Source organism: Paraburkholderia sp. BR10141, assembly GCF_056155635.1.
The window spans coordinates 193,803-211,204 of the sequence record NZ_JBMIQH010000006.1 but is presented as its reverse complement, the minus strand read 5'-3'; the positions used below and the strand labels follow the sequence as shown (position 1 = coordinate 211,204).

Here is a 17,402-nt window from a genome sequence, read left to right as displayed (position 1 = left end):
TTCTCCAGGCATGAAAAAAGGCCGCGCCGGAAATAATCCGGGCGGCCTCGCGCATGCAAAGTTGCTTTGTTACGTCCCGCCACCGGGGCCGGAGTTGTCCGACCCAGACGACTCGCCATCGCTTACCGAGACGTCGACCGTACGGGCCGCGGACTCGCTATGCCACGCGTTGTATGCCGTCACGTCATACGAATTGCCGGCAGTCACCTGGCACGTCGGGCCAGCCCCGTCAAACACTGTGTCGCCACCTTGCCGCACGACAAAGCCCGTCGCCTTGACTGCCCCATTACTCGACATGGAGAGCGTCGCCAATCCTCCGACGCCAGGCGTAACCGTCACTGTCGGCACAGCAGGCGGCGTGCTCTTGACGGTGATCGTTGCAGGCGTACCCATGCCCGCCACGTTGCCCGCTGTGACACGTACATCGAACGTATCCGCGACTGCGCCATACTGCTGCGCCTGCTCAAGCGTCCAGGTGAAGTTTTGCGCCGTGATCTCAGCGCTGTATTTCACGGCGCCGCCGACCATGACATCGATGTCGTAAAAATCGACGTCCTGCAAACGCTGGATTTCGATCGACAACTGGTCGCCCGTGAAGGGGTCGCGCAGGGAGAGCGAAGGCGCTGCAGGCGGATACACAAATTCCGTTACCGAGCCTGTCCACGTCGCGTACGGGCCTCCCAGGCCGCTCGCACCGTACGCTCGCACACGAAACATCCAGTCACCCACCGCAATCGGTACGCTTAACGTATTGCCCGTCGAGGTGCCGAGCTTTGCCCACGAGGCACCGCCGTTCGCGCTTGACTGGAATTCGTACAGCGCGGCGCCAGCCGCAGGGGCGGCAGTGATCGTCACATTGCCGGGCACGATCTTCCAGTCGACGGCAATCTCCGTGACGATCGGCGCATGAATGATGCCGGGCAGGGACGACGGCGAGACTGGTCCCGGCGGTGACTGCTGCGTTTCCGCGAGGTGGGGGCTGTCGGCTGCGTTGACGAACGTGAGATCGACCTGCCCGTTGTCGCCCGGAACGATCGAAATCACTCGGGCATCGAGCATGGCTCGATCGATGCCCGGCCCGAAGCAAAAGCGTGTCGCCTCATACGAGAAGCCGTCGCTGAAAACAAAACCGGCCGGCAGCGCGTCGACGAGCGCCATGCTCATATCGTCCCCGCTATCCGGCTTCGAAACCCTTAGCGCACCCGTAGGCGAACCATCCGGCCACATGAAATAGACATAGTGCTGCGCCCCCTCGGTCCACTCGAGTTGCTGGCCGACCATCACCATGCTGCCGTCCTGCCCGTCTACCGTGCCGGAAATCCCCCATTGCGGCAGGTCATGAGAGATACCGACCAAATCGCCGAATCGCGGAATAAAGCCCTCCAACTCGGTCGAGAGCGTGATCTGCTTGCGCTGATCGCGATTTGCATACGCTTTGTAGATCCCCTCTCTCCACGCCTGAGTTCGGCTGGTAACGCCGACCATCTTGATCGTGCTGGGAACAAGCGCAGGAGACCCTGTCGGAATACATGCCACCTCCTGCCATCCCCACGTTTGTTCGTCCAGGTACTGGATCACAACGTGGTCCGGTGTATCCGCGGCATAGAACGCATAGCTCACAGAGAACGAACTTGGGATACTGTTGTCAGGGGTAAATACGATCGTTCGCGCAGTCTTCAGCTCGTCGCGCACGATGCTGACCACACTCGCGAAATACATTGGCACCGCACGCCCGGCTGCCGCGATCGTCGTGAGCGCATCCCAGAAAGTCCCTTTGGTGTCGAACACTCCATTGAACTGGTCGCCACGCGCCGACCAGATGGCATCGAGTTCGAGCAGCGTCTCCAGATCAACGCGCTTGTCCGCGAGCCCCCCACCGTAGGTCGTGTTTCGACACGCATCCGCGAATGCCCATGCGATCGATCGGGTCGGCTGCGGATCGCTCCACGAAGTCCCGTTCCACACAGGCAGCTTTCGCGTGCCGATAACATAGACCTGGTGCGCCGTCGATGAATTCAGGTTATTGGTCGCGCGTGCACGAAGGGCTAACAAGGTGCAATCGCCGTAATAACGTTCGCTCGGAAGGTATGCACGCATGCCTGCCCACTGCACCCGATTCTGTGCGCGACTATCCGTATTAAGGTTTGTCGTGCGGCGTGCCCGCACCTCGTAACGAGCGGCCGTCACCGGATAGCGATAGCTCATCTGCTGCGGCTGAGACGTTGCCATCTTCAGCTCGCGCGCATCGAGTCCGATCCAGTCGCTCGTTGCATTACCGGCGTCATCAATCTGCCGGGCCTGCACCTCATAGGTCAGCGCAAGAGAACCGAGGGAACCGTTGTCATTAGCGTAGAACAGCCCGGACGGCAGCGAGAGGTCGATTCCGATGAAATTAGCCTTCGTGCCCGCCGGATTCGCCGTAAACGGCCCGACCCAATCACCACTGTCATTCAGAGCCTGCAACTCGATACCCGCGACCTCGGCGCTCGTGACGACATTGTCAGGAAAGAGCGTGACAGCCTGATTCGGCCCAACGATTTCATAGTCAATCTCGCTGAAATTCGCGATGGGCGTATCGCCGATCAGGATGGACTCGATCGCGAGTTCGCCCTGTGTGATGCAAAACAACTCATACAGATACTGATCGTTGTCGGAATACTCCGTGTAGGGCTGCGAGGCGAGATCCGGCGTCAGCTTCATGCGACCATAGGCAGCCGGCATCGAATCGAGCAACCGCGCGCTGTTACCGCTCGACTGCAACGAATAGGTGGGACTGGTCGTAGTGCCAGTCACGCTTGAACTCGCGCTTACTGCCGGCACGATCGCGTTGACGAGCAGCGAACCTCCAATCGAAATTGCCATACCTGCGGCCGCGGCCTGCCATCCTGTCAACGCTAAACCCCAGCTTGCCCCAGGTACAAACACCGCAGCGGCAAGCACGGCAACTTGCAGGATGATTGAAAGCGGATTCGAGCCGCCACCGTGGCCGGCGCGGGCTTCGACATGGACAAGCGCTCCGTGGGGAATTTCGCGGTCCCAATCTCCGCGCAGCCAGTAATCGCCATTCACGCAGACCGTGCTCCACGAAGCGTCAACGGACGCTGCGGCGAGCCAATCCCGCACCGTCATTGGCCGCTCGAGGTGTACGATCCGTCGAGCAAGCGAGGAGCAAAGCGGGTTACGCGTGTGAATGACTGTCGCGCGGTAGGAACTCGTACCAAGTAGCACGCGGATACCCCATTACCTTGAGTTGATGTCGCGAGGTGTAGATCACACCCACCCCTTCCATGGCGTGAAGCACCCCGCCGCCATCGATCTGCAAATAAACACCGACATGCGGCCGATCCCCTGACCGCAGAAGTACGCCACAGCCGTGCACCGGGCGCGGAACGATGCGCCAACGGCCAGACTCCAGTTCATCGTGGTAGATCGCGCGCATCCCCGCAGGATCGGTGACACGCTCGGGCAGATGAATACCGAAGTGCTCTCTCTGCACCCATGCAAGGAGGCCCCAACAATCGAAACTGTCGGGGCCGCGTCCACCGCCCACCCATGGACGATTGATGTATGCGTTGACCTCATCGGACGTCATCGATTCAGCCCCGGAAAATCAGTCGTGGTGTAGATACGCGACGGAAACGCCTTGTTATGGATGTCTGTAAGCGTTGCGCTCGTCGTCACCTGCGTCAAAGTTGCTTTGGCGCTCGATGCATACAGCGTTAGCGGCTCCACGTCCTGGGGACCTGCTGCCGGGTCTGCGGCACGAAAGCGCCGATAGGTCACTTCGATCTGCTCCGTTTGCCCGACCGCGTTTTCAAGGTGGGACACCACTTCGCGACTAACCCCATCGAGCGTTACATCGAGTTGCGGCGCTTGTCCCTCTTCCATCGATGGCAGCTTGAAGTTGAACGCCATGGCTTCAAACTGGACAGAGTCACCAGCATTCAAAGGGGCGTCCGCCTCGAGCTTCGCCCGTATCGGCTCGTGATCAGCCACCACGCGAATCGGCGCTGGATTGCCGGCATCGTCGATGAATGTTGGATGGCGAATTTCCAGCGTATTAAGGACATAGTCGTCCTGCGGATTGCTCGCGTAAATCTCCGCGAGCGCTTGAGAGAGCGTCGCCATTTACCACCTCAATGGACCCGTAAGGTCCGAGTGAATAAGCCGATGGAGACGGTCCCCAGCCCCGAAGACTTCCTGCTCGCTGTATTTGCGCAACACGACGTAATAGTCGTAGCCGAGTACCGGCATCGACTTAACCTTCAGATTGGCAGTCACGTCAAACCACGCGCGCGAATCGCTGATTGACGACTGATAAGGCGGATCTTCGAAGAATTGGGCCTGCACCGCAGTGACACCCATGCCGTTCAATAATCCGACTGAAAACGGTGCGGCGCCGAGGTTAATCTCGTACTTCAGAAAGGCCTCGAAAACCGCGAACTGCGTCCACGTGAATCGCCACTTCACCGAGATGGTGCTCGGGGTTTGCGTGAAACGGCGCCTGGTGCGACTGCGCCCGGAATCCATATCTGTGGCGGCATAAACCGCCTTCGGCTGGACTCCGTAGCCATCCGCTCGCGGTTGCGGCAACGTGTCAGGCCATACTGCAATATCTGCCATTAGCTGGTCCCTCCCACGGTACGGTTCAAACCGTATTGCCGTTGCATCGCCTTTGCGGTTGTGCCGCGACCCGACTGAATGCCGGCGGCAATGTGCTGATCGATCGCGGGCAGCAGCACGTCGAGGCGCAGTCCACCGCTCGCGGTTTTCGACTGCGTCGTCTGCGTGCCGGCCGGAGCGTTGTGAATATTCACCTCTACCTGCGGCGATGACGCTGAGGCGGAATTCCCTTCGACCGAACCACCATCAGCGAAGCGATTCGATCCGCTGATCGCACCGCCTCCATTCAGGGCCGTCAGAAAGCCACGCATGCCCGGACGCGATGCCACGCTCTCCTTAACCACAAACTCCCCGTTGGACAGGCGCGCGTTGATGCTGTCGCTCGTCCCGGAGCCAGCTCCCCATACGGAACCACCGGTCGCAAAGCCAAGCCCTGCGCCCACGCCAAACAAAGCCCCAGACCCCGATATGCTGGCCGGCATGGTGAAGCTATATCCGGCGCTGCCCGTGAGCGTGCTCGGCGAAAGGAATCCAAGAATGCTGTTTGCGAGGCTGCTATACGCCTTGTTCGCGAAAATCTGCGCAAACGAAGCCAGCATGCTCGACACCATCGACGCAACCGCCTGCGCAGGCGTTTTTGTCCCCGTGACGATGTCGGAGAACATGCTAGTGAATGCACTCCTCCCAGCATCCGTGAAGTCCTGAAGATAGCCTTGGCTGTCGACCATTGACTGCCGGATCTTGTCGCGCAACTGATCGAGGCTGCGCAACACGCCCTCGTCGTTTGTCGACCACGAAAGCCGGTTCACCTGGTCATACAGGGTCTGCAACGACTGAACCGTCTCCTCAGAGTTGTCACGCAACTGACTGAATCCGTCGAACAAGCCAGCGAGGCCCGTTTGCTGATCCAGGTCGATCTTCGTCTGCGCGGCCTTTGCCTGCGCGACGATGTCGTTGTATCGAGCCGAGAGTGCCGTGAGTTGCCGATCCTGATCGAGAAACGCAGCGCCCGACAGATCGCCCGTGCTTACCGCCTGCAAACTCGCGCCGCGATACTTCTCGTCGAAATCCGCGAGCGCCTTCGTCTCCGATACGCCAGCTTGCGCGAGGAGCGCGTTGTGCGCGTCTTCGATCGACTTCTTGTATTGGCGCTGAGCCTCCGTTTGCTGGGTGACCAGCACGGCGACCTTTGCTGCGTTTTCCTGTGTCACCTTGGCGATCGACGTGTCGACTTCGCCGATTTGCTGGGTGATCTTGATACGCTCCTCGGACGGCGCCCTCCAGTAGGCATCCTGAAGCGTTTTCTTCTGCTGCTGATAGGCAGCAATCTGTTGCTGCGCAGTATCGTCGGCAAGCGAGATCTCGGCCTCGTAATACGCCTGGTCGGAAATCAAAGTTGCTTTGTGCAGCGCCTGCAGTTGATCGTCTGACGCCTTGTATGCCGCGTTGATGAGATCGAGGCCGTTTTTCGTCGTCTGCAACGCCGCTGCCAGCTCGTCCTTGCGAGCCTTGTTCGCAGCCGATACGCCGCCTTGATCGGCATAGTGCTTGCGCAGATACGCTTCGTCGGTCGCCTGCTGCGCAGCGGAGATCTGGTTGATTGGGTTTGCCTTGTTATAGGCGGCGACGTTCTTTCGGTACTCCGAGAGCGCATCGTCAACCCGATGGATGCCGCGCTCTTCGTCCTGCAGTTTCTTCAGGAAGTCCGACGCCTTGATGCCGGCCGCCTGGTCCATGTCGTTTTGCGACTTCGTTGTGGCGGCGTCCTGCTCTTTCAGCGCGTCGCGGTTCAGTGCATCAAGTTGCGCGCGCGCTGCATTCAGTTGCGGCGTAAGCAGATCGCTGTTCATCTTGCCGGTCGGCGAGTTGAGCGCGTTTTGCAGCCGCTGCACCTCCGCAGTGGCAGCTGCGATCTTCTCGGCCGCCGTTTCGGCCCGGCCAAGCGATTTCATCCACTCCCAGACGCCACTAATCGCGGTCCCCACACCTCGCCACGCCTTTTCGAGATACCCGAGGTTTTGCAAAGACTGTCCACTGATTTGTGCATCGAGCGCCTTTGCAACCGCGAGAATGGCCCCCTGCTTGTCCCCCGCATCCTCGAGCGCGCGAATGTATTCGTACTGCGCGGTCGTGATGAAGTGCATGCTCGTGTTGTGCTGCTCGGCCCACTTCGCAACGCCCTCGGGCATTTTTGCGTAGTCCTCGGCAATATCATCGAGGCTCTTGCCGGTCAGATCGTGCATTCGCACGACGTCGGCACCGAGAATCTGAAGCGCCTGCCCCGTGATCTGTCCCGAGGATACGAGCGCCTGAAGGCCCTCGCGGGCAGTTCCGACGCTCGACCCCGTGCTCGACGCAATCGACTGCGTTAGCGCCTGAAAGCTGCTCGCCGTGACACCCGCATAGTTCCCGGTGAGGATCAGCGAATTGTTGAATTTTTCGGTCTCCGCGTGTCCCTTTACCGCAGCGACTGCAAACGCGGCAATCGTTCCGATAAGGCCAACGATGGAAAGGCCCGCTGCGCTGGTGACCACCTCCACTGCATCCATCTCTTCGGCGAGAACCATCGAAGAGCCAATGAGATTCTTGAAGCTGCCGGTCAAGGTCTCGTGCGCCATCACAAGGAGTTCCCGGCGCGCAGCGGCAGTATGAATACCAATCTTGTCCATGCCGGCCGCACCGGTCTCGCCGGATTGCTTGAGTGACGTGCCGACGCTCGAAGCGGTCGATTTGATATCGCGCGCCCCGGCGTTATAGGCGGACGGGTCCATCGTGATCTGAACGACCAGTTGGCCCAGGGAACCACTTGATGCAGCCATATGGCCTCTCTCACGTATGACGCGCAGCGCGTGCGCGTTCATCTATATTCAGGACGAGTGCATCACGTCGAGCGCGGCCTCCTCCATTACGCGCAGCTTCTCGAAAACAGCCGCGCGGCGCTTTCTGGCGACGCCAAGCAGGCGAAATACCGGATCAATCGCGCAGTAGTCGATACCGGTCTGCAGAACGCGTGCGGACGCCATCGTCGATACAGCAATTGCGCGCCACTGCGTCCCGAGCGCGAGGAAAACTTGAACGGTCTCCCAGTTATCCGGATAGACCTCGAAATCAGATTCCCTGGCACACTCGCGCGCAGAATCGACATCAACCTGACGCGCACCGAAGGCAGCTAACGCGGAGGCGACGCCATCGTCTATCCCGCCGTCGTCAGGCGCGACCCCAGCCCACTTACGCGCCGCCCCAATCAGTTTTTTCTTGCGGCTCCCGAATGCGCCTCGAGGAAAGCCCCCCAGAGTCCGACAACTGCATGCGGAATTTTCAGCAGCGAATCGCGGTATTCCGTGGTAAAGGGCAATTCCTGGCCTGTCGCGTCGCGCAAATCGGACCATCCGGCAAGCAGGTCAGCCAAGACCGTTCGGATGGGCTTATTGGACTTCAACAGCGCGTCAAGCTCGTCGCTGTCAAGCCGCCGAAACACGGCAACAAACGTGAAATTTTCAACCGCACCATCCGGCGCATTGCCGGGCTCCGTGACTTCTACCTTGGCAGTAAGCGTGGGCGATTTGCTGAGTACGTAGGCCATTTAAACCCCAATGAAAACGGGCCGCGCTATGGCGGCCCGTACGTGATGAACAAGCAAAGTTACTTTACGGTGATGATCAGCTCATCGTTGCCGTTGAGCGGGTTGACTCCAAGATCCCCATTGAGCAGCGCCTTGTTGTTTTGATCGGAGTACGAGAGGTTGCTGATTTGCGCTTGCGGCGCCTCGAGCAGAACAATGTTTCCCGCTGCCTGCCCCTGCTGGATCGTCAGCGCCCCAAGCGTCGCATCCCGCGCAGCAGTCCACCAGTCTTTGTCGGAGACTTTGGAAAGCTCCATGACGATCTTGCCGGTCGGCGCCCGATCGTCGACCTCGGCGCCCTCGTCGCCGATCATCTGGAACCAGATGAGTGAATTCGCGATATCCAGAGACAGCGACTGGAGCGGCCCGCTGTATCCGAACATCGACCACGTGGTATTCGCCGTATTCGCGATCCTGGGAGTGAGGAACTTCGAGAAGTCCACACCCGCCGGGAGTGGCGAATCAGTTACGGGGTTGTAGGTCCCCATGAACTTGAACGACATCTTCGGAATCCCCGCCGAGGTGATGTCGAATGAGACCGAACCGTACGCGTCCGTCAACTGGTGCAGCAGACCGTCGAGGTGATAGTAGATCGTCAGCGGCGTGTCCGGCTTGAGGCTCACCGGCGCATATTTCACGTCTGAGCCAGCCGTAATGGTTTCGGCGAAATAGCAGGCCACGAGCAGTCGACCCCATGCCGGCGCCGTGCCAGCGGCACCTGAGCCAGCGATCTCGACATCGAAACTCAGTTCCGTGTGGACGCCTGCCGTCAGTTGCTGATTGTTGCCATAAAACGGGCGGATAAGGTCGCGGCTGACCATCGTCGCCGCAAGCGGCGTATGGCTCGGATTCGTCACCAGCATCGCATCGTCTGCGCCGGTCGGCACGGCTGGCGTGCCGATAGCATCCTGCAGCTTCGCGAGAATGACTGTTTTCTTTGTGGATTTCGCCATCGAGGTTCCCTCTAAATGTATACGACGCCAGCGCTACAGGGCCTCGGTCGGCGTCTGGTACTGAAACAGATACTGGATTGTCACAACGCCGATGCCGCCCTCCGCATCGGCGACGCTAGGCTCTTCAGTTGGCCCTTCCACGATGCCCATCAAACCCGGCGCATCGAACGCCATGACGATCGGATGCGCGAGTTCGAAGATGTCGTCGGCGGCACGATCAGGTGCAGCGTCGCGCACCACGGCGGTCAGATTGAAAATGCACTCGCGCGCGGTAACGCCGATGTCTGTCGTCGGCACGTCGCGACCACGATGGACCACGAGCACGCGTGGCTCGCTGCTGCTCACCGCCTCGAATACTGAGCGCTCGACCAGCACACCGAGCGCCTGCAACTGCGCATCGCCCGATAGCGCCTGCATGAGCGATTCAACATACGACTCGCGTCGCGTCGTCATTTCGCAACTCCCAGATCGGCCACCATGAAGAAGCCATCGTGCTGTCGGCGTGGGGGCCGCAGTACGCGATACCGGACATCATCGATCGACAGCAACGAGCCGCGAGCAAGATCGGGAAGGTCGTGAGCCTGATATTCAATCTGGTACTCAGCGGCCGTTGTCTGATTGCCCAGCTCGAGATGATCGGGCGCAACGAATCCGACCTGCACGCTGCCGGGCATGCCGTCGACGTAAGCCGTCTTGAGCATCCCGACAGCGGCAAAGGCGTCCCAGAATATGCCGGGATCGAACACGTCAGGCTCCGGGCAATCGCACCCGCGCCGTGGCGCTGTTCGCGACCACAGGCGCCGCGAGCACACCATAAGCAGTGTTGCCCTCGGCGACGGTTGCAATCGTGCCGGCGGCGGTCAGGTAGGCTGCATCGCCTACGGCCCCGGCCGCTGCCGCATCCGCCGGCAGCTCGAAGACACCGACGATCGCGTATTCGCCAGACGTGTTCGCTGCGTACGCGCCACTCGCGACCGCCGGCAGCTTCGAATTGCCAAGCGTCACGGGCTGGCCGGAAATGACAGCAGCGGCGAGCGTCGCCGTCAGGGTCTTGCCGTGCTGAATGAAGTTGTTCATATGGGGTTCCTGTCGGAAATGGTTTGCTTGAACTGTGATCACACCGGGCGCGCATATGCGCCCGGCAACGTGCCTTATGCGGCGCCGGGGTTCTTGTAGAGCCCGCGGAAATCGATTGCCTTGGCCGCGAAGTCGAGACGAGCCTTCACCTTCAACCCGTCGACGTCGAAGTCGAGCGATTGTTCGGTGTAGAGGCCCTGCTCCCCGTCGAGATAGCAGTACTCGACGGTGTCAATCACGGCCGGGTCAGCAGCGAGATACCAGCCGGTCGTGCTGACGGCATCGAGTCGCGCCTCGACGATCGGCGTGAGCGTTGCGAAGAACGGGTTCTGCTCGGTGGCCTGATTGGGCGTGTACTGGTTGCTCGTGAACTGGCCCGCGACCGTTTCGAGTGCGGCTGGCACCAGCAGGTAGCTCGGCGCGAGGTTAAGCGCCGTGCCGTCGCCCGGCGCCTTTTGCACGCGCATCGCTGCTCGGCCTGCCGACAGCGACGCGATGCCGATAGCCGCCGCCTGCCCGAGATTGTTGTGCGTTGCGTGGAACAGTGCCTTGCCATCGGACATCGGCGTGTTGCCGAGCAGTGCGCCGTACACCATGTCGAGTTCGAGGTTCGCAGCCGCACGCCCGAAATACAACGGCACGCGCTCCAGCGCCGAGAGATCGTCGTTGATGATCATCTGGCGCGTGAACGAAACGATCTTGCCGAACGTACCAAGCTGGATCGTCTCGCCGCCGTCGACCAGCTTGCCGTACTTGTACTCCCCAGCCTCGTTGACCTGTTCGAGCTTCAGCGCACCATCGACCATCACGCGCGTCGCAGCGCGAAAGTCGGTCAGCACGCCTTGACGTGCCCATTGCGAGAACGAACGCGGCGCTGCCGTGTACGCTTCCCGAAGCGTGCGGTTGATCACGTTGCCAAACACGACCGGAAGATCCGAGGTCGTGTTGTAGCCGCGCTCGCCCATGCCGAGCGCAATACCGGCGATCTGACGGCGATCGAGGCCACGCGTATCGACACCCGCTGCTTCAAGACCAACGCGGCAGAACTCGCCGAGCGTCATGCCGCGATACTGACGGCCTGCATCGGTAAGGGAATGGCGCGGGTCGATGCGGTGCATGAGCGCATTGGACATCGCCTCCTGCCGCACTTCGGTTTCGTCGGTCACGGTTTGCACGCCCGATTGCGAGCGCGTCTGCGCCGCATTCGAGCGCTCAGCGAGCATACGCAGCAGCTCGGCGCGCACCGCATCGACCGTGGTGCCGTTGTCGACGAAGCGATCGATCAGCACCTGCGGATCCTCGAGCGTGCTGGAGCGCACTGCTACGCGAATCTCCTGCACGCGCTGGCGCTCCTCCGACTGAGCTTGAGAACGAGCGGCTTCGGCGCCTTCGGCCGGCGGATTTCCCGGCTGTACCGGCGAGGTGACCGAAGCATTCGCGTTGGGTGCGGTGCGGGCTTGGCTGTTTTCATTTTGGGTCGTCGGCATAGTTGCTCCTTCGTTTTGCTGAGAGGCGTTCGCCCCGTTGGGTTGATTGCCTGCGCCTCGCTCGACGAATTCGCAGGGAAAGAAACGTTGATGGCCGTCAGGATCGTCGCCGCGCGTGGTCGAGCCCGCGTCAGCCGGGATCGCGACGAGCGAGACCTCGTAAGGCTCCCAATCCGTCGCGCGGTAAATCCACTGATCGTTGCCCTCCTGGCCGGGAGGGATCATTTCGACCCGATAGGTCCGATAGCCGACCGAGACGTTGCGCAGGATGCCGTCCTGCACGTCCTGGAAATACGGCTCGGCGATGTCGCGCTTTGAAAAGCGCAAAGTTGCTTGGCCGGTTCCCGATGCGCTGTTGAGCGAGGCCGACGAAACAACGCCGAGCACACCATCGAGCCCGGCCCAGCGGCTGTGGTTGTTGAGAAGCGGAGCGCTGCCCGATTCGAGGCGCTGCATACGCACGGCGCCGGGCTGCGTGCTCAACTCCTCGAGATAGTTGCGGTCGCGCATCCAGTCGTAGCGCAGCACCTGCGCGCCGGTCGTCCAGGTCACGTCGACGGTGCGCGCATCGGCGTTCACCGAAGAGACCGGCATCTCGCGACCGAGGATCGGCATCGATGAGCCTCGCGGCTGGGCGCCACCCGGCGAATTTGCTGTTTGGGGCATCGTTTGCTCCAATAAAAAACGCCCGCAGGTGCGGGCGTGTTATGTGTTGTGCTGCTGACCTATCAAGGCTGTCACGGATAGGCCATCGGCTGAGGCTGAGGGATTACACAGGCTTGTCGCCCGGATTACGCTTCGGCGGCGGCGGCAGGCGGTCCAATGTTTCGGGCCGATCGCGCTGCACCTCACCCCGCTCAATCGCGACCACGTCGGCGAACGTCGCGTCTCGCCATGCGCGGAGATACTGCCGGCCGCCAATGGGCAAGAAGCCCCGTCCAGGCACCGGCAATGGCGGCCAATACCAGTACTCCGCCTGAAGGACGATCTTCTTTCGCCACCCGAGCCGATAGCGTGTGTTTCCAGTGAGCATCGTCGAATCACCCCTAGTTCACAGTCGTCTTAAAATTCGTGGCGTCCTTCTTGAACGGATCCGCCTCGATCTCGCTATCGACTTCGTCCGGATCCTCACCAAGCTCCCGAATGCCCTGCCTGCGACTCTTGAGATGCGCTTCAATGAGCGAGATCAATCCGTTGGCTTCACGCACCGGGTCGATAAACTCGATGCGCTCGGGCGTCCAGCTCACGTCGGCTACGGGCTTAGGCGTGTGACCCGCCAGATAAGCCGTCGTTACGAATCGGGCGGCCACCCGCTCGCAAAGCATGGGAATCACCAGAAGCCACTGCCGCTGCTCCATGATCCGCTTGAATTCCATCTTGCCCATGCGCCCGCTAGTGAAATTCACGCGCGAATAGTCGCCCGTCAGTTGCTCGTACGTCGTGTTGGTGCCCGCCGCAAGTGCCTGCAACTCGATCGAAACGTGATCCTTGTAGCCGTCGCTCGCAGCAGGCGCGGCAAAGCTGACTGTCTCGCCCTGCCTGAGATACTCCACGAGCCCCGGCGATAGCGATTCGACGCGCGGACCGTTCACCGCTCCAGTCGATACCGGACGCCCCGCCTGGAAAGAGTCGTCGCTTGTCGTGACGAAAGCCGCAAAGCACGCCTCGATCTTCTTACGGATCAGCTCCGCATCCTGATACTCGTCGAGATCGCGCGCTTTCCAGATCGTCGTGGCGAACTCCGGCAGGCCCCGAACAGAGCCGGGTCGCTTGATGGCGTCGAACAGGTGGATCACGTCGGCGGCCGGCACGAAGCTGCTGACCATGTTGCGCGGCACCGTCGCGATCTCGCCGGGGTGCTGGTCGAAGAACCAGTAACCCGTACGCTGGCCGATCATGTTGAACTGCACGCCGAGGATCACAAAGCCGCCGGGAACAGGGCCGGTCTTCGTGCTGTCGAGAAAGTCAGACTCCAGTACCTGCAACTGCAACGGCACGCTCAGTCCGTCTTGAGGTAGCCGGGAACGAAAGCGGATGAAGCACTCGCCCGACTCATCCATTGCTCGATAGGTCTGCGCCTGGATGCCGTAGAAGTCGAGCAGCCCTCCGGAATCGCATTCCCTCACCCATTGCTTCCACAACGATTGCAGGGCCTTATCTTTGAACTTCGCGCGGATGCCGGTTCCGACGAGGTTCGCCACCTTCACGTTGAGCGCGTGCGAGAGGTATGGATTGTTACGAATCAGGTCCCGCGAACGGTTGCGCAAGGTCGCGAGCGCAGGACCCAGCTCAGCATTCGCGCTCGTGCCTGTTGCCTTCCACCCAATCGCGCGCGGCCCCCGCTTCGCGCCGTCGAAACCACGCGCCAGATCGAGCATCATGCGCGCTCGCATACGGCGGGCGCCGGCCTCCGGCGAGATCGCCTCGACCAGCCTGTCGAGCAGATTCCGTTTCATCAAAAGCGCTCCATGATCGCGATGCTCGATCGTGGCCGCGCCGTAGGATTCTGCGCGGCCAGATCGGTCTTGATCGTGTCGCGCGCTGCGAGAAGCTCGCTCACCTGCCGGAAAGTTACTTTTTTCCCGCTGTATTCGACCGTGAGCGTGCCGCTCGCGATTGCGCGCTCGACGGCGTTGAGGTCCTGCTGTGTAAATGCCATAGCTATCGCCTTAGCCAGTTGTCCCGGCGCGGCAACCATGCATCGGCCGCTGGCCTCTGCGGCTGCGCCGTAGGTTGTTCGATGGTTGCCTCAGCAACGTCCACCGCCGCCGCAGCGGGCTCGTTCCCGCCCGGTGAGGGGTGAGGCTGCGCGGCATCGACAGAAGCCGCCTGAGGGGCGTCTACAGGTTGCGAGAAGAGATCGCGTACGCGCGGCTGGACGACAAGCTCCAGCGCCGTCCAGTCCGCATCCTGATACGTGTTGAGCCGCAGTCTCGGGTGATACGCGCATGCGAAGTTGTAGACCTTGAGGTCAAGCGCTTCATTGCGCTTGCGCAGTTTGTCCCATCGATCTTTCGAAGGGTTGTACGCCTCGGCGCATAGCTGCTCGTAGTACTCGTCTTCGAGATCCTCCGAAAAGTGCATGCGCCGGTCGACGGTCTCGCGCTCTTCATCGGCAGCAAGCGTGCCGAAGATCCGATCCTTTGCAGTGTCCGTGCCGACTGGCCACACCTTGACGCCGTTTTTGATCGTCTTGCCATTCTTCGTCACGTCCTGATCGGACGGCCTGCCGACAATCGGACGATGTTTCGTCGAAGCGCCCTTGACGCCGAACACGCCGCGATGCGCACGAGTGCGACAGTAGTCGTAAGCGTCCTGCGTTCTGTTACCGCCGGTGTCGACCGCACACAGCTCGATGCGCATCGGCACGCCGAAGCTGTTCTCGATCGGCGTGTCTAGGATGCGATCGAGCGCGGCCCACGGTTCAGGCGTCGCTGGATCACCCCGTATCACGATGTGATCGATCGTCCAGTTCCGCATGCCACGCCCCCATCCCGATATCTCAACCTCGAGACGATCACCCTGCGTGTCGACGGAAGCCGTAAGCAGGAGCACGCCCAGCGGAATCGTGCGCAGCCGGTACGGCTCCGCTCGACGCTTGATCGTCTCCCACTTCATCTCCGCGCTCTTGTCCTCCCAGCATTCCGCAAGCGCGTTGTTCGTAAAGGCGATGCGCTTCTCGACGTCGTTTTCGCCCGCCTCGTAATCGGACATCAATTCCGACCACGGCCGCCAACCCAGCGGCGCATACAACGCACTCAGGTGGAAACTCGCCGTACGTCCGTCGCCCTTCGCCGTGGGCATCCAGCACGCGTTCGGATACTGCGATTTCCACGCGTGCTCCGGGCTGCCGACGCCGCAACCCGGCGCTTTGCAATAGCAAAGAATCGTGTTCGGTTCCGACTCGACGCGCTTGAAATTCGCCCACTCGAAATACTGCGCTACGCCGCATTCGGGACACGGCACGAAGTAGCGGCGCTGATCGCCAGCCTCGTATAGCTTCTCGATCTGCGAGCGCCGCTTGATCGTCGGCGTGCTGTTCGCGAAGATCTTCGCGCGTCGTCCAAAGTTGCTTGTACGATTCTTCGCGAGGTCGATCGGGTTGCCCTGCCCGTCGACGTTGAGTTCGTACTCGTCGACTTCCTCGAGCAGCACATAGCGCACGGTGGTCGACTTCAGGCGCCCCGCACGCGTCGCGCTGACGAGATTCATGATCCCGCCCGGGAACCGCTTGCGCAGTTTCGTATTGGCGCTGCCCTTACGATTGGCGTCCTTTACGCGCCGGCGCAACGCCTTCGTCGATAACCGCATCGGCTCGAAGCGGTCCAGCTCCCACTTCTCGGCATCGTCCTTCGTCGCGAACACGGCAAGGATGTTGCCGGCCGCACTCGTGATGCTGCGCCCGATAAAGTTCTCGCCGAGCGCCGAGCCACCAAGCTGGTGCCCTTTCTGCAGTCCGACAACCGTGACCCAACTGTTATCGAATGGACGCGTATCGTCGTGGTCGTATCGCGTGACCGTGCTCGCCTGACCGGACAGAGCATCCATGATCCCGACGAGATACGGCGTGCGTGAATTTCGCCACTTCCCCGGCTCGGGGCTGCTCTCGGGCAGGATACGGTGATCCTCAGACCACTCAGCGATACCGATACGTTTGTCAGGCCGGATCGCCTCCCCGATCGTCTTCAGAAAGCTGTCGATCGCTCCCATCGTCTTCGTCCGTTTCTTCTTCGTGCATGAGCCTGTTGACGTCGATCGACGACAGCGCCCGCGCCAGTTCGTCTTCGAGCATCGACTCGATCCGATGAGGGTCGCTCTCTGCTGCAAGCAGATCCTTTATACGCACGGGCACATTCATGACGCTATCGCGCAGCGTGCGGAACGCAGTGAAAGCGAGGCGGTTTGCGTCAGCGAGGTCGAGCAGGTTTCCGAGATCACGCTCCAGCTCCATGGACTCGCGCTTCGCCCGCGTAGTCTCGCGCTCCGCCCGCGCCGCGCGATACACGGCCATATGCGGATCGTTTGTCGACGCGGCAGCGGGAAACGCTTCATCGCCGTCAGCCGGAGGCAACGGTGTATCGGCCTCCAGCGCCTTCGTATCACGCGAAAGGTCGGCGAACGAGCGGCGGCTCTCGTCGGTGTTGCGGCGCCATGCGGATTCGGCCGCGACGGCGTCGATCTTGCCGTTGGCGTTCAATGCGATGCGTCCAGACTTCAGGGCTTTCTGCACGGCATTGAGCGCCACGCCCATGTGGCGGGCAAAGCCCCTTTGACTCATTTCGCCCATCTGACCACCCTTTGACCACCACGAATGACCACCTGACCACCCATGTGACCACCCTGAAAAAGACCTGAGACCGTGCGAGCAACGCGGTTCGAATTACCCCCACGTGCAGGGCCGCCGGAAGGACCCGTGCGATTGCGGGCTGGGTATAGGGGCCTACCCTTACGAATCCGCACACATCGCGGGGCTTCGCCGGGAATGCGGCAGGCGCGCACCAAAGCCGTGCGCCAGAGCCCGCGCGATGAAATCGACTTTTAACTTTTATGGCGCAAAACCCAGATTGCGCCGCGAAGCAGCTTTTAGTGCCGATTCCGATGTGCGAGCTGAACGGCGCCTTGCATGCGCTGCCTTTCTTA

17 protein-coding genes are annotated in these 17,402 nt (G+C 61.1%); all 17 read right to left on the bottom strand.

Annotated features, from left to right (window positions below; all coding sequences use genetic code 11):
• Positions 1-69: 69 nt before the first annotated feature.
• The 17 genes from ACOJB8_RS11280 to ACOJB8_RS11200 all read right to left on the bottom strand — a co-directional run bounded on the left by ACOJB8_RS11280 (position 70) and on the right by ACOJB8_RS11200 (position 17,013).
• Entirely contained in the window at positions 70-3,129 is a 3,060-nt protein-coding gene (locus ACOJB8_RS11280) for a host specificity factor TipJ family phage tail protein (RefSeq protein ID WP_475012580.1), read from the bottom strand.
• A 49-nt stretch (positions 3,130-3,178) separates the two neighbouring features.
• Positions 3,179-3,592 (bottom strand): NlpC/P60 family protein, encoded by a 414-nt coding sequence (locus ACOJB8_RS11275; RefSeq protein ID WP_475012578.1) that lies wholly within the window; start codon positions 3,590-3,592, stop codon positions 3,179-3,181.
• Positions 3,589-4,128 (bottom strand): DUF1833 family protein, encoded by a 540-nt coding sequence (locus ACOJB8_RS11270; RefSeq protein ID WP_475012576.1) that lies wholly within the window; start codon positions 4,126-4,128, stop codon positions 3,589-3,591. The genes ACOJB8_RS11275 and ACOJB8_RS11270 overlap by 4 nt, the downstream gene beginning before the upstream one ends.
• A complete protein-coding gene (locus ACOJB8_RS11265; protein ID WP_475012575.1) occupies positions 4,129-4,623 on the bottom strand; it encodes a hypothetical protein in 495 nt (164 codons plus the stop codon). It lies immediately after the preceding gene.
• Positions 4,623-7,484: a phage tail length tape measure family protein gene (locus tag ACOJB8_RS11260; protein WP_475012573.1), complete on the bottom strand. Its 2,862-nt coding sequence runs from the start codon at positions 7,482-7,484 to the stop codon at positions 4,623-4,625. Before ACOJB8_RS11260 ends, ACOJB8_RS11265 begins: the two co-directional genes overlap by 1 nt.
• 6 nt (positions 7,485-7,490) lie before the next feature.
• Entirely contained in the window at positions 7,491-7,820 is a 330-nt protein-coding gene (locus ACOJB8_RS11255; RefSeq protein WP_475012660.1) for a DUF1799 domain-containing protein, read from the bottom strand.
• A 47-nt stretch (positions 7,821-7,867) separates the two neighbouring features.
• Positions 7,868-8,206: a hypothetical protein gene (locus ACOJB8_RS11250; protein ID WP_475012668.1), complete on the bottom strand. Its 339-nt coding sequence runs from the start codon at positions 8,204-8,206 to the stop codon at positions 7,868-7,870.
• A gap of 59 nt (positions 8,207-8,265) precedes the next feature.
• Positions 8,266-9,198 (bottom strand): phage tail tube protein, encoded by a 933-nt coding sequence (locus ACOJB8_RS11245; RefSeq protein ID WP_475012571.1) that lies wholly within the window; start codon positions 9,196-9,198, stop codon positions 8,266-8,268.
• 33 nt (positions 9,199-9,231) lie between these two features.
• Complete coding sequence (locus tag ACOJB8_RS11240; protein WP_475012570.1) at positions 9,232-9,651, bottom strand: hypothetical protein; 420 nt, start codon at positions 9,649-9,651, stop codon at positions 9,232-9,234.
• The gene (locus ACOJB8_RS11235) at positions 9,648-9,944 is read right to left on the bottom strand and encodes a head-tail joining protein (protein ID WP_475012568.1); all 297 of its coding nucleotides are present in this window, start codon (positions 9,942-9,944) and stop codon (positions 9,648-9,650) included. Before ACOJB8_RS11235 ends, ACOJB8_RS11240 begins: the two co-directional genes overlap by 4 nt.
• A 1-nt stretch (position 9,945) precedes the next feature.
• The gene (locus ACOJB8_RS11230; RefSeq protein ID WP_368690932.1) at positions 9,946-10,275 is read right to left on the bottom strand and encodes a capsid cement protein; all 330 of its coding nucleotides are present in this window, start codon (positions 10,273-10,275) and stop codon (positions 9,946-9,948) included.
• A 74-nt stretch (positions 10,276-10,349) separates the two neighbouring features.
• Positions 10,350-12,377: a prohead protease/major capsid protein fusion protein gene (locus ACOJB8_RS11225; protein ID WP_475012565.1), complete on the bottom strand. Its 2,028-nt coding sequence runs from the start codon at positions 12,375-12,377 to the stop codon at positions 10,350-10,352.
• A gap of 154 nt (positions 12,378-12,531) precedes the next feature.
• On the bottom strand, positions 12,532-12,795 hold the full coding sequence (locus tag ACOJB8_RS11220) for a hypothetical protein (protein WP_475012564.1): 264 nt from the start codon (positions 12,793-12,795) through the stop codon (positions 12,532-12,534).
• 13 nt (positions 12,796-12,808) lie between these two features.
• Positions 12,809-14,143, bottom strand: a complete 1,335-nt coding sequence (locus tag ACOJB8_RS11215; RefSeq protein ID WP_475012562.1) for a phage portal protein — start codon at positions 14,141-14,143, stop codon at positions 12,809-12,811.
• Positions 14,144-14,217: 74 nt separating this feature from the next.
• Positions 14,218-14,421, bottom strand: coding sequence for a phage head-tail joining protein (locus ACOJB8_RS11210; RefSeq protein ID WP_475012560.1), 204 nt, complete (start codon positions 14,419-14,421; stop codon positions 14,218-14,220).
• Positions 14,422-14,423: 2 nt separating this feature from the next.
• Positions 14,424-16,472: a phage terminase large subunit family protein gene (locus ACOJB8_RS11205; protein ID WP_475012559.1), complete on the bottom strand. Its 2,049-nt coding sequence runs from the start codon at positions 16,470-16,472 to the stop codon at positions 14,424-14,426.
• Positions 16,420-17,013 (bottom strand): hypothetical protein, encoded by a 594-nt coding sequence (locus ACOJB8_RS11200; RefSeq protein WP_475012557.1) that lies wholly within the window; start codon positions 17,011-17,013, stop codon positions 16,420-16,422. Before ACOJB8_RS11200 ends, ACOJB8_RS11205 begins: the two co-directional genes overlap by 53 nt.
• Positions 17,014-17,402: the final 389 nt, after the last annotated feature.

Coding starts and splice junctions, on each gene's coding strand:
- ACOJB8_RS11210 (WP_475012560.1), bottom strand. CDS start 14,421: ATGGCATTTACACAGCAGGACCTCAACGCCGTCGAGCGCGCAATCGCG.
- ACOJB8_RS11200 (WP_475012557.1), bottom strand. CDS start 17,013: ATGGGCGTGGCGCTCAATGCCGTGCAGAAAGCCCTGAAGTCTGGACGC.
- ACOJB8_RS11240 (WP_475012570.1), bottom strand. CDS start 9,651: ATGACGACGCGACGCGAGTCGTATGTTGAATCGCTCATGCAGGCGCTA.
- ACOJB8_RS11220 (WP_475012564.1), bottom strand. CDS start 12,795: ATGCTCACTGGAAACACACGCTATCGGCTCGGGTGGCGAAAGAAGATC.
- ACOJB8_RS11275 (WP_475012578.1), bottom strand. CDS start 3,592: ATGACGTCCGATGAGGTCAACGCATACATCAATCGTCCATGGGTGGGC.
- ACOJB8_RS11260 (WP_475012573.1), bottom strand. CDS start 7,484: ATGAACGCGCACGCGCTGCGCGTCATACGTGAGAGAGGCCATATGGCT.
- ACOJB8_RS11250 (WP_475012668.1), bottom strand. CDS start 8,206: ATGGCCTACGTACTCAGCAAATCGCCCACGCTTACTGCCAAGGTAGAA.
- ACOJB8_RS11245 (WP_475012571.1), bottom strand. CDS start 9,198: ATGGCGAAATCCACAAAGAAAACAGTCATTCTCGCGAAGCTGCAGGAT.
- ACOJB8_RS11205 (WP_475012559.1), bottom strand. CDS start 16,472: ATGGGAGCGATCGACAGCTTTCTGAAGACGATCGGGGAGGCGATCCGG.
- ACOJB8_RS11270 (WP_475012576.1), bottom strand. CDS start 4,128: ATGGCGACGCTCTCTCAAGCGCTCGCGGAGATTTACGCGAGCAATCCG.
- ACOJB8_RS11265 (WP_475012575.1), bottom strand. CDS start 4,623: ATGGCAGATATTGCAGTATGGCCTGACACGTTGCCGCAACCGCGAGCG.
- ACOJB8_RS11225 (WP_475012565.1), bottom strand. CDS start 12,377: ATGCCGATCCTCGGTCGCGAGATGCCGGTCTCTTCGGTGAACGCCGAT.
- ACOJB8_RS11280 (WP_475012580.1), bottom strand. CDS start 3,129: ATGACGGTGCGGGATTGGCTCGCCGCAGCGTCCGTTGACGCTTCGTGG.
- ACOJB8_RS11230 (WP_368690932.1), bottom strand. CDS start 10,275: ATGAACAACTTCATTCAGCACGGCAAGACCCTGACGGCGACGCTCGCC.
- ACOJB8_RS11215 (WP_475012562.1), bottom strand. CDS start 14,143: ATGATGCTCGATCTGGCGCGTGGTTTCGACGGCGCGAAGCGGGGGCCG.